An 11978-nucleotide genomic window follows, 5' to 3' on the forward strand; every position below is an offset into this window, starting at 1 on the left:
TCCGCATTTACGCGGACCGGCCGTAAGGTCATCCTGTGCTGAAAATCTGCCTTTGCGTCTTAGAATTCAGACCATTCCTGTTGCACGGCAGCGTTGCCGTGGCTGCGATAGACCGGCGCCGGTGCCCGCGGAGCACTACGAGCCATCGCAGACGCGGTGCGGCGCAAGGCTTCCACGTCCGAAGACGAGGCATGATGGCTTTCGCCCGACAGCTTGAAATTGGCGATCAGGTCGCGAAGGCGCACGGCTTCGGTGGCGAGTGTCGCGCTGGCCGCATTGGTTTCCTCGACCATCGCGGCGTTCTGCTGGGTCACCTGGTCCATCTGGTTGACGGCACTGTTGACTTCGCTCAGTCCGGTGGACTGCTCACGCGAGGACGTCGCGATCGCATCCATGTGCTGGTTGATCGAGACGATCAGGTTCTCGATCGTCTTCAGCGCATCGCCGGTTTCGCGAACCAGCTGAACGCCGCCCTGCACTTCGACCGAAGAATTGCGGATCAGATCCTTGATCTCCTTGGCAGCTTCCGCCGAGCGCTGGGCGAGCTCGCGCACTTCCTGTGCAACGACCGCAAAACCCTTGCCCGCTTCACCGGCACGCGCCGCCTCGACACCGGCATTCAGAGCCAGAAGGTTGGTCTGGAAGGCAATCTCGTCGATGACGCCGATGATGCTGGAGATCTGGTTCGAAGACTGCTCGATCTTCTGCATGGCGTTGACGGCGTTGGCAACCACCTGCCCAGATCGTGCCGCACTCTCGTTCGCCTGGATAGCGACCTGGCGAGCTTCGTCAGCGCGCTTGGAGGAGTTCGAGACATTGACCGTGATCTCGTCGAGTGCAGCAGCGGTTTCTTCGAGCGAGGCGGCCTGCTGTTCGGTGCGCTTCGACAGATCGTCGGCGCCGCTGCCGATTTCGCGGGTGCCCGTGTCGATCGCACCGGCCGACGAAGCGATGGACTTCATTGTGTTTCCGAGCTGCATGACGGCATCGTTCAGATCCTGACGCAGCGGCTCGAAATCAGGCGCGAAGGCGTCATTGAGCTGAAAGCTCAGATCGCCGGCGGCCAGCCGCTTGAGCCCGGAAGCCAGACCGGCAGTCGCCTCGACCAGGCGTGTCTGTGCGGCGGCTTCGGCTTCGCGGGTCAGGCGGGCGCGGTCGGCCTCGGCCTGCACGCGGCTTGCTTCCGCATCGCTCTGCAGCTTGATGTTCTCGATCGCCGCCTGACGGAAAATCTCGACGGCCTTTGCCATCTCGCCGATCTCATCGCCGCGATGGGCATCAGCAATCGTCAGATGCGTGTCGCCATTGGCAAGCGAACGCATCGCGCCGGTGATGCGGCCGATGGCATTGGCGATACCGGCAATGCCGAAATAGGCTGCACCGCAGACGAGCAGCGCGCTGACGCCGAGAATGACGCTGAGCAGCAGAAGCGTGCGGCTGAACTCCGAACGGTTTTCGGCAGCGGCGCTGGCAGCCAGGGCCTGGTTGGACTTCACCACCTTGTCGACGCTTGCCGCCAGTTCGTCGGCGATCGGACCGAGATCCTTGTCGAAGGCATCGATTGCCTTCTGCTTTTCGCCGGCCTTAACGAGAGCGATCAGATTGTCGCCAGCCGCAACATATTTCGAGGACGTATCGTCGATCGAGGTGAAGGCCTCACGCTCGGCGTCGGTATTGACCTGATCCTTGAAGTCGGCGACGGCTTTCAGGAGAGCCGCCTGCTTGGTCTTGATCTTCTTCACGAAGCCATCGGCACCACCTTCCGTACGGCCCATGACGTAATCGCCGTATGAACCACGCAGCGAGTAACGTGCGAGCTGGATGTCGTTTGCCTTGGACACGCCGGGCAGATAGCTGGTCGCAAAATCGTCGGCGTTCTCGTTGAACGTGCTCAGGCTGCGCAGCGAAATATAGCCCGTCAGGGCAAACAGGATGGCGATCAGCGAGAATATGCCGATCATCGATGCTTTGACGTTGGGACGCTTCATGAAAAGAACCTCTGAAAAGGGGAACCGGGCATCCACGATGCATAGCTCCTGGCAGTGTGGTGAGAATTGGCTTGCAGCATCATGCCGCCCGCACGGCCGTTCGGGACGACGCCGCGCCTGTCGTTTCATAGTGAGAATAACCACCGGTTTTCGATTAATTTTCGCTAAATGCCGACTAGAAAATTTGACAATGAAAACAACGAAATTTGTAAAAACAGATGTAAAGAACAGCATTTTCGGATGATTTCAGATGAACTAAGTTTTTCTTACTTCATGAGTAAAATTTTCTTCTGCAGAAACAGCATCAACATTTCATATTTCGAATACTCTCAAGTAGTGTCGAGGCAGCGGAAAGAAGCCTCGCTGCCACAACGAAACCACGCTTGCGCCGCCGCCGCTTTCGGGAAAAGAATGTCGCATGACCATCCCGCGCGCGCACCCGTTTCATTTCGACCCAACCTATGGCGCCACTTTGCCGGCGCTGGAATCGATCCGTCCGCCGGCAGCGCCGGATGGTTTCGATGCGTTCTGGAATGCGCGATACGCAAAGGCGATCAACGCCGATCCCAAACCCTCGCTCTCCCGCAGCGAGCTGCAGCATGCGGACTGGAATGTCCTCGATATCTCCTATGCATCGACGGACGGAGTCGCGATCGGCGGCTGGCTGCTGCTGCCGAAGCGAAGCGCGATCAAGCGCGGCCTGGTGGTTGGCCATGGCTACGGCGGACGCGATCAGCCGGAATTCGACGTGCCTGTGGAAGAGACCGCCGTCCTGTTCTTCTGCGCCCGCGGCATGTCGCGAAGCGCCCACCCGCCAATTCCCTCAGAGGCCAGCGGCCATGTGCTTCATGGCATCGAGAGCCGCGACAGCTATGTGATCGGCGGCTGCGTCGAGGATATCTGGCTGGCCGTCTCGGCGTTGATCGAACTCTATCCTTGGCTGGAAGGCCGCATCGGCTATTCAGGTGTCAGTTTCGGCGGCGGGCTGGGTGCCCTGGCGATCCCGTTCGACACGCGGATCGATCGTGGCTTTCTCGCCGTTCCGACCTTCGGGAATCGCCCGCTCTGGCTGCGGTTGCCGACGGTTGGCAGCGCTGATTCCGTGCAGCAATATCAGCGCAAGCACGGCAGTGTGCTTGAAACGCTGCGCTTCTTCGATGCGGCAACGGCTGCAACACGCATCAAGGTGCCAATGCTGGTCGCCGCAGCGCGTTTCGATCCCGCCGTCGCGCCACCCTGCCAGTTCTCGGTTGCCAATGCCTTGGCTGGATCCAAGGAGATCTTCGTTCTCGATGCCGGTCACTTCGACTATGACGGTGCCGCCGAACAGAACGAAGAGCTGCGCGCCAAGGTCGCCCTATTCTTCACTGCCGGCGCAGAACCTCATTCCAATGCGCAATCAGCCGCGCCCGCTTCACCTGATCGAGATAGACCATCAATCCCGGACTGACAGGAACCGGCTTCAGCTGGGCGCCAAGCAGTTCCTGCATCGTATTGGCGGTATTGTCGCCGGCAACTTCTGGACTGACGGCCGGGATTTGCAGTTCGCGCGCCATGATCGTCTGCCCCTGCTTCGACATGAAGAAGGACAGATATTGCCGCCCAAGTTCCGGATCGGCAGCGGCCTGCGGCACAAGACCGATGCGCGACATGACGACCGTATAGTCCTTCGGCAAAACGATGCCGACATCGGGATGGCGCGCCGCCCAGTCCGCCGCATAGGAGCCGAGGATATTGTACCCGAGCACGAAGCGGCCGTCAGCGACGCGCTCCAGGATCGCCGAGCTTGTGGAATAGAGCTTGACGCCCGCCGCCCCCATCGCCCCGATCACCGACCATATATCACCGAACTGTTCCTGGTCGCGCGCCATGAACAGGAAGCCGACGCCGGAGCGCTCAATGTCATAGGTACCGATCCGGCCATAGACGCTGTTTCCCTTGCGCTTCAGGTAATCGACGAACTCGGCTCGCGAGGATGGCACCGGCTCATGTACGAAACTCGGCTTGTGATAGACGAAGACGGCCGGCTCGAAGGTCAGCGCATAGGCGGTATTGCGCCAGTTCGCCCATTTCGGCCACTGCCCGCTCATCGGCAGGTTGCTCACCTGCGCATAGCCGTCGTTCGACAGCTTTACCTGCAGGTCCATGGCGGACGAGAAGGCAAAGTCGGCAGTCTTCTTGCCGGCATCGGTCTCCCGCACGATGCGATCGTAGATCTCCCCCGTCAGCATGTCCTCATAGCGGATCGCCACATCGGGATTGCCATCCTGGAAGCCTGTGATCATCGGCTTGGCCAAAGGCTCGTCGAGTGACGAATAGACGGTCAGCACCCGCGCATCCGCCTTTCCGGATTTCGACGGGTAGAAGGTCTGGTTGCCATAGGCAAAGCCCGGACAGAGCATCAGTAAAAGTATGAAAAGTCTCCTCATCCGAAAAGGATTGCATGCGTCGAAAGGAGGAGCAAGCGTGAGCCTCGCCGCAGCTCAAGCAAAATTGCCGGCCTACCGCGACAAAAACTATAAAAGAAGTTAAGCTAAATTAGACCGTTTTCATGGAGGGGATATTGGAACGACGGCTGAGCGCAATTCTCGCTGCCGACGTCGTAGGCTACAGCCGTCTGATGGGGGTCGATGAATCCGGAACTCTTCAGGCGCTCAATCGTCACCGCTGTGAACTGATCGATGTCAGGATCTCCGACTACAAGGGCCGGACTTTCAAGCTGACAGGCGACGGAATGCTTGTCGAGTTCCAGAGCGTTGTGAATGCCGTTGCCTGCGCCGTCGAGATCCAGCGAAACATGGCGGCCCGCAATGAGGGCGTGCCGAAGGAACAGCGCATCGAGTTCCGCATCGGCATCAACCTTGGCGACGTCGTTCTCCAGGACGGCGATGTCTTCGGCGATGGTGTCAACGTCGCGGCTAGGCTGGAAAAGCTTGCGCAGCCAGGTGGCATCTGCGTGTCGAGCTCCGTCCGCGACCAGGTCGGCACGCGCCTTAATGTCGGCTTCGACCTGCAGGGCGAGCATGCACTGAAGAACATCAAGCAGCCAGTGCAGGTCTATACCATCGACATCAACAAGGGTGCCGGCAGCAGCCGCGCGGCAACCCAGCGCCGCAACACCTGCTTCATCGCCGTTCTGCCCTTCACCAACATGAGCGGCGATGCCGATCAGGACTATTTCTCCGACGGCATTACCGAGGACATTATCACCGACCTCTCGAAGGTATCGAGCCTGCATGTCGTGTCACGCCACACCGTCTTCACCTACAAGGGGACGTCGGTCCGCATCAAGCAGCTCGCTCAGGAGCTCGGCGTCCGCTATGTGCTAGAGGGAAGCGTGCGGATGGCAGGCAACCGCGTGCGCATCTCCAGCCACCTTATCGACACCAGCAACGGCGACCACCTCTGGGCCGACCGTTACGATCGCAATCTGACGGATATCTTCGCCATCCAGGACGAGATCGCCAATTCGATCGTCGGCCAGCTGAAGATCCGGCTGCTGCCCGAAGAAAAGAAGGCGATCGCCGAAGAGCCGACGGCCAATGTGGAGGCCTATACCTATTACCTGCGCGGCCGGCAGCTCTCCCACACCTGGACGAAATCATATCTGCTGCTTGCCCGCCGCATGTTCGAAAAGGCCGTCGAGCTCGACCCCGATTATGGCCGCGCCTATGCCGGCATCGCCGATTGCGATGCGGCGATCCGCGATTGGGATCCGGGGAAGGTCTCGGTGCAGCAGATCCTGACGGCGAGCGCCCGGGCACTCGAGCTCAACCCCGACCTTGCCGAAGCCCATGCCTCGCGCGGCCTTGCGCTGCACCAGAACGGTCAGCGGGAACAGGCAATCGAAGCTTTCGAGCGAGCCTTGAGCCTGGATCCGAACCTCTATGAGGCGAACTTCCACTATGCCCGCTTCTTCTTCATGCATGGCGACTATGCCAACGCCGCGCATTATTTCACCCGCGCCGCCCATATCCGGACCGACGATTACGTCTCGCCGATCCACCTGATGAGCGTCTACCGGTCGATGGGGCGTCCTGCCGATACTGAGAACTGGGCGAAGCTCGGCATTCTCCGGGCCGAACGCGCCGTCAGCCTCAATCCGGAGAATTCCGGCCCGTCGCATCGCGGCGCGCTCGCGCTCGCCCATCTAGGCGACAGGGCACGCGCCCGCAACTGGGCAGCGCGCGCGATTGCCATCGATCCGAACGACATCGTCGCGCAATACAATCTCGCCTGCGTCTATTCCGTCCTTGGCGATACCGACGAGGCCCTTGCCCTGCTGGAAAAGCTGCTGCCGCGCAGTTCGGTCTATCACATCATGTGGTTCGAGAACGATTCCGACCTCGACAACATCCGCTCGGACCCGCGATTCCACCGGCTGCTGGATGCCGCCCGCAAGGAGCAGGAGGCTGCACGTACAGCGTGAGAATGAGCACGGCCGATGATGACAGCGGCGCACCCGCCCTGTAATCTCGTTTGCCAACAAGGAAACATCCGTGCGCATCCTGCTGACCGAAGACAATGTCGCGCTTGCCGATGGCCTGTCTGCGATCTTGCGCGGGACCGGTCATGCCGTCGATGTCGTGCATGACGGCGCGTCTGCGAATGCCGTCATCGCCGCCGAAAATTTTGATCTGGTGATTCTCGATCTCAACCTTCCCGAGATGGACGGGCTCGAAGTGCTGCGAAACATGCGCGCCCGGCAGAGCAAGGCCGCCGTGCTAATCCTGACGGCCCGCGGCACGCCGGAAGAGCGGGTCCGCGGCCTCGATCTCGGCGCTGACGACTATCTGATCAAACCCTTCGACATCGCCGAATTCGAGGCCCGTGTTCGTGTCCTGCTGCGCCGTCAGGCAGGGCTGCATTCGGCAACCGTCATGTACGGCCCTGTTTCCTTCGATCTCAATTCCCGCACGTTTTCCGCAGCCGGCATCCAGATCGATATCCCCGCCCGCGAACTCGGCCTGCTCGAAATCCTCTTCATGCGCGCCGGCAAGGTGGTTGCCAAGGAAGCGATCATCCAGTCGCTGACCGCCTTCGACGACGACATCTCGGCCAATGCCATCGAGCAATATGTCAGCCGTCTGCGCAAGCGGCTCGCGCCTTACAGTCTGACGGTGAAGACCGCCCGCGGTATCGGCTACTATCTCGACAAACTGACCGAGGCTGCATGAGGGCCGCCTATTCGCTGCGCCGCAGGCTGCTCTTCTGGTTGCTGATCTCCACCGCCATCATCGGCACGCTGGCGCTCGCCGACACCTATCGGGAAGCAATCCAGACATCCAATATCGTCTCCGACCGCGTGCTCGCAGGTTCCGCACTGGCAATCGCCGAACGCGTCGTCGTGGCCGAAGACGGTACGCTTGAGGTCGATATCCCCTATGTGGCCCTGGAAATGCTGACCTCGGCCGCCCAGGACCGCGTTTTCTACCGAGTCGATGGACCACCCGGCGAGTTCATCACCGGCTATCAAGCCTTGCCCGCACTCGCCGATACGCAAGGCGAGGTCGCGGGCTTTGCAGACGACACGTTCCGCGGCGAGCCGATCCGCGTCGCCACCTTGAGGCGGTCGGCCTCCACCGGCATCCGCTCCGTTCCCTTCTCGGTGACGGTTGCTGAAACCACCATCGCCCGCCGCCAGCTTGCCCGCGCCATCCTGTTCCGCTCGGCGCTGCGCCTTCTCTTCATGATCGCGGGCGCCGCCGTCATCGTCTGGATTTCGGTCACCGTCGCGCTCCGCCCGCTCTACAAGCTCCGCGATGCGATCGGCGAGCGCAGCCCCGACGACCTGCACCCAATCGAGCAACTGGTACCGAGCGAAGTCGAACCGCTGGTCGATACCGTCAACAGCTTCATGGTCCGCTTGCAATCGGCGCTCGAAGCCCTGCGCAATTTCACCGGCAATGCCAGTCACCAGCTGCGCACGCCGCTGGCGATCATCCGCACCCAGCTTGCGCTCTCGGTGCGCGCTGTAACGCTTGACGAGGCCCATCGATCGGCCCTGAAGGGCGATCAAGCCGTCGCTCACGCCGAACGCATTCTTGCCCAGCTGCTGCTGATGGCAAAGATCGACGCAGCGGCAGCAAAAGAAGCACTCACGGCCACGGCCATCGATCTCACCGCGCTCGCTCAGGAAATCACCGGCGAACTGATCCCGACCGCCGCCGAAACCGGTATCGACCTGGGCTTCGAGGGTGACGGCGCTGCGGTGATCCGGGCAGAGCCCCTGTTGATCGGCGAACTCTTGCGCAACCTCGCCGGCAATGCCATCGCCTATTCCGGCAAGGGCGCTGAAGTCACCGTCCGCGTTTCCCGGGGCGGCGATACCGTCACGCTTGAAGTCGAGGACAACGGCCCCGGTATTCCGGCGGAGAAGCTGGATGCCGTGCGCCAGCGCTTTTCGCGCGGCAACGAATCGGGCGCGCCGGGCGCTGGCCTCGGCCTGCCGATCGTCGAGGAGATCGCCAATCTCTTCAACGCCAGCCTGACGCTCGCCAACGGCCCTGATGGAAAGGGCCTCAAGGCTTCAGTCGCTTTCGCAAAACTGTCGTAAAGCCTTTCAGCCGTTAACCTTTGCGCCTTGCATTCTTTCGCTGCATTGCACACTATCCCCTTGGGAACAGCAAAGCCGTGCAACGACGCGGCGCCGGATAAGGCGAAATATGTCGATCAAGGCCAGCATCTATCATTTGACGCACTATAAATATGACAAGCCGGTCCGCCTCGGGCCGCAGGTCATCCGCCTCAAACCGGCCTCGCATTCGAAGACCCGCGTCCTCAGTCATTCGCTGAAGGTTACGCCTTCGAACCATTTCGTGAACCTGCAGCAGGACCCATACGGCAACTATCTGGCTCGCTACGTTTTTCCGGACCCGGTCACCGAATTCAAGATCGAAGTCGACCTCGTCGCCGACATGACCGTTTACAATCCCTTCGACTTCTTCGTCGAAGAGGAAGCGACGAAGTGGCCTTTCGACTATCCGGAAACGCTGCGCGAAGATCTCTCGATCTACATGAAGCCGGAAGAGCCCGGGCAGCGGCTGAAGGCCTTTCTGGAAACGCTCGACTATACGCCCGGCCAGCCGACGGTCGATATGGTCGTTGGCCTCAATGCCCGCCTGCAGCAGCAGATCGGCTATGTCATTCGCATGGAAACCGGGGTGCAGACGCCCGAGGAAACGCTTGGAAGCGCGCTTGGCTCCTGCCGCGACACCAGCTGGCTGCTCGTACAGATCCTGCGCCATCTCGGCCTCGCCGCCCGCTTCGTCTCCGGCTATCTGATCCAGCTGGCGCCTGATCTGAAGGCGCTGGACGGCCCGTCCGGAACCGAAGTCGATTTCACCGATCTTCATGCCTGGGCGGAGGTCTACCTCCCCGGCGCCGGCTGGGTGGGCCTCGACCCGACCTCGGGATTGCTGACCGGCGAAAGTCATATCCCTCTGGCCGCGACACCGCATTTCCGCAATGCCGCGCCAATCTCCGGCGGCTATTTCGGCGAGGCCAACACCGAATTCGGCTTCGACATGAACGTGTCCCGCGTTGCCGAGCATCCGCGCATCACCAAGCCTTTCTCCGATGAAAGCTGGGACGAGCTGAACGCGCTCGGCGAGACAATCGACCGCGTCCTTCAGGCGCAGGACGTTCGCCTGACCATGGGCGGAGAGCCGACCTTCGTCTCCATCGACGATTTCGAATCCGAAGAATGGAATACCGACGCCGTCGGGCCGACCAAGCGCGAAAAGGCCGATGTGCTGATCCGCAAGCTCCGCGAGCGCTTCGCCCCCGGCGGCTTCCTGCACTATGGCCAGGGCAAGTGGTATCCGGGCGAGAGCCTGCCGCGCTGGACCTTCTCGCTCTACTGGCGCAAGGACGGCCTGCCGATCTGGCAAAATCCCGATCTCATCGCAACCGAAGGCATGGATGCCGGCGTCACCGCCGACGACGCCGGAAAGCTTCTGACGGCGATCGCCCGGGAACTGGCGATCGAACCGGAGATGGTTCTGCCCGCTTACGAGGACCCGGCCGAATGGATCGTCAAGGAGGGCAGYCTCCCCGAAAATGTCGATCCGTCCAATTCCAAGCTCAAGGACCCCGAAGAACGCAACCGCATCGCCCGCGTCTTCGAACGCGGCCTGACGGTCGCGACCGGCTACATTCTCCCGGTTCAGGCCTGGAATTCCAAGGCATCGGGCCAGCGCTGGGTCAGCGAAAAGTGGCGCACCCGCCGCGGCAAGATCTTCCTCGTCCCGGGTGACAGCCCGGTCGGCTACCGGCTGCCGCTCGGCACCCTGCCCTACGTTCCGCCGTCACGCTATCCCTATATCCACACCGCCGACCCCTCGATTCCACGCCAGCCGCTGGCAGATGTCGTGGTGCCCGCCGGCCGGGCAATGCCGGAAGCCTCGCGCCAGACGGATGACAGCAGCCAGGCACGCGTCGAGCAGACGATCGGCGAGATCGGCGGCGCAGTGCGCACCGCCATGTCGGTCGAACCGCGCGACGGCAGGCTTTGCGTCTTCATGCCGCCGGTCGAGCGCATCGAGGATTATCTCGAACTGATCGCCGCGGCGGAAAATGCCGCCCGCGACTTGAACCTGCCTGTTCATATCGAGGGTTACTCGCCGCCGCAGGACGAACGCATCAACGTCATCCGCGTCGCCCCTGACCCTGGTGTCATCGAGGTCAACATTCATCCGGCCGCGAACTGGCAGGATTGCGTCGACATCACCACCGCCGTCTACGAGGAAGCGCGCACCACAAGGCTTGGCGCCGACAAGTTCATGATCGACGGCCGCCACACCGGCACGGGTGGCGGCAACCATGTCGTGGTCGGCGGCGCGAACCCCGGCGACAGCCCGTTCCTGCGCCGTCCCGATCTGCTGAAAAGCCTGGTCCTGCACTGGCAGCGGCATCCCTCGCTGTCCTACCTCTTCTCCGGCATGTTCATCGGCCCGACCAGCCAGGCGCCGCGCATCGACGAGGCCCGCCACGACAGCCTCTACGAACTCGAAATCGCCATGGCGCAGGTGCCGATGCCGGGCCACGGCGTTACGCCGCGGCCATGGCTGGTCGATCGCCTCTTCCGCAACCTGCTGATCGACGTCACCGGCAATACCCATCGCGCCGAAATCTGCATCGACAAGATGTTTTCGCCCGACGGCCCCACGGGGCGGCTCGGCCTCGTCGAGTTCCGCGGTTTCGAGATGCCGCCGAACGCCCGCATGTCGCTTGCCCAGCAGCTGCTGGTCCGCGCCCTGATCGCCCGCTTCTGGAAGAACCCGGCCGATGGCGGCTTCGTGCGCTGGGGCACCTCGCTGCACGATCGCTTCATGCTGCCGCATTTCGTCTGGGCCGACTTCATGGATGTGCTGGCGGATCTGAGAGAAAACGGCTTCGATCTCAGCTCTGAATGGTTCAAAGCGCAGCTCGAGTTCCGCTTCCCCTTCTGCGGCGAGGTGGAATACGAAGGCTCGAAGCTCGAAGTTCGCCAGGCGCTGGAGCCGTGGCACGTGATGGGCGAAGAAGGCGCGATCGGCGGCACGGTCCGCTATGTCGATAGCTCGGTCGAGCGTCTGCAGGTTCGTCTCGAAACCAGCAACAGCGCCCGCTACGCCGTGACCTGCAACGGCCGCACCCTGCCGCTGACGCCAACCGGCACGTCGGGTGTTTCCGTCGCTGGTGTCCGCTACAAGGCCTGGCAGCCGTCGTCGGGCCTGCATCCTGTATTGCCGGTCAATACGCCGCTGACCTTCGACATTTATGATACATGGTCGAAGCGTTCGATCGGCGGCTGTATCTACCATGTTGCCCATCCGGGCGGCCGCAACTATGACACCTTCCCAGTCAACGGCAACGAAGCGGAAGCACGGCGGCTTGCCCGGTTCGAGCCGTGGGGACATACCGCAGGCGGCTTCATTCCGCGTGCCGAAACGGGTTCGCAAGAATTCCCTCTGACGCTGGATCTCCGGCGTCCGGCAGGGCTTTAGG

7 protein-coding genes are annotated in these 11978 nt (G+C 61.8%); 5 read left to right on the forward strand and 2 right to left on the reverse strand.

The genetic code is table 11. The annotated features are described in order from the left end of the window. Positions 1 to 59: 59 nt before the first annotated feature. Positions 60 to 1988, reverse strand: a complete 1929-nt coding sequence (locus AC1DIJ_RS20315) for a HAMP domain-containing methyl-accepting chemotaxis protein (protein ID WP_112385717.1) — start codon at positions 1986 to 1988, stop codon at positions 60 to 62. Between the two features lie 418 nt (positions 1989 to 2406). Here AC1DIJ_RS20315 and AC1DIJ_RS20320 point away from each other — a divergent pair, with 418 nt between their 5' ends. Beyond that, the gene (locus AC1DIJ_RS20320; RefSeq protein WP_112385557.1) at positions 2407 to 3438 is read left to right on the forward strand and encodes an acetylxylan esterase; all 1032 of its coding nucleotides are present in this window, start codon (positions 2407 to 2409) and stop codon (positions 3436 to 3438) included. On the opposite strand, the gene AC1DIJ_RS20325 is transcribed toward AC1DIJ_RS20320, so the two are convergent. After that, positions 3353 to 4417 carry an ABC transporter substrate-binding protein gene (locus AC1DIJ_RS20325; RefSeq protein ID WP_112385558.1) on the reverse strand — a complete coding sequence of 355 codons (1065 nt, stop codon included), beginning with the start codon at positions 4415 to 4417 and terminating at the stop codon, positions 3353 to 3355. The two genes, AC1DIJ_RS20320 and AC1DIJ_RS20325, sit on opposite strands and share 86 nt — an antisense overlap. Before the next feature lie 134 nt (positions 4418 to 4551). Between AC1DIJ_RS20325 and AC1DIJ_RS20330 the strand changes: the two genes are divergently transcribed. The 4 genes from AC1DIJ_RS20330 to AC1DIJ_RS20345 all read left to right on the forward strand — a co-directional run bounded on the left by AC1DIJ_RS20330 (position 4552) and on the right by AC1DIJ_RS20345 (position 11977). After that, positions 4552 to 6417: an adenylate/guanylate cyclase domain-containing protein gene (locus AC1DIJ_RS20330; RefSeq protein ID WP_112385559.1), complete on the forward strand. Its 1866-nt coding sequence runs from the start codon at positions 4552 to 4554 to the stop codon at positions 6415 to 6417. A gap of 70 nt (positions 6418 to 6487) precedes the next feature. Beyond that, positions 6488 to 7165 (forward strand): response regulator transcription factor, encoded by a 678-nt coding sequence (locus AC1DIJ_RS20335; protein ID WP_112385560.1) that lies wholly within the window; start codon positions 6488 to 6490, stop codon positions 7163 to 7165. Then, complete coding sequence (locus AC1DIJ_RS20340; protein WP_112385561.1) at positions 7162 to 8544, forward strand: sensor histidine kinase; 1383 nt, start codon at positions 7162 to 7164, stop codon at positions 8542 to 8544. The genes AC1DIJ_RS20335 and AC1DIJ_RS20340 overlap by 4 nt, the downstream gene beginning before the upstream one ends. A 109-nt stretch (positions 8545 to 8653) precedes the next feature. After that, entirely contained in the window at positions 8654 to 11977 is a 3324-nt protein-coding gene (locus AC1DIJ_RS20345) for a transglutaminase family protein (RefSeq protein WP_112385562.1), read from the forward strand. The last annotated feature ends 1 nt before the right edge of the window (position 11978 follow it).

Source organism: Rhizobium sp. 10N427 (assembly GCF_056394605.1).

Bases quoted from the DNA above. Each gene is read 5' to 3' on its own strand.
- AC1DIJ_RS20325 (WP_112385558.1), bottom strand. From the start codon at position 4,417: ATGAGGAGACTTTTCATACTTTTACTGATGCTCTGTCCGGGCTTTGCC.
- AC1DIJ_RS20315 (WP_112385717.1), bottom strand. From the start codon at position 1,988: ATGAAGCGTCCCAACGTCAAAGCATCGATGATCGGCATATTCTCGCTG.
- AC1DIJ_RS20320 (WP_112385557.1), top strand. From the start codon at position 2,407: ATGACCATCCCGCGCGCGCACCCGTTTCATTTCGACCCAACCTATGGC.
- AC1DIJ_RS20340 (WP_112385561.1), top strand. From the start codon at position 7,162: ATGAGGGCCGCCTATTCGCTGCGCCGCAGGCTGCTCTTCTGGTTGCTG.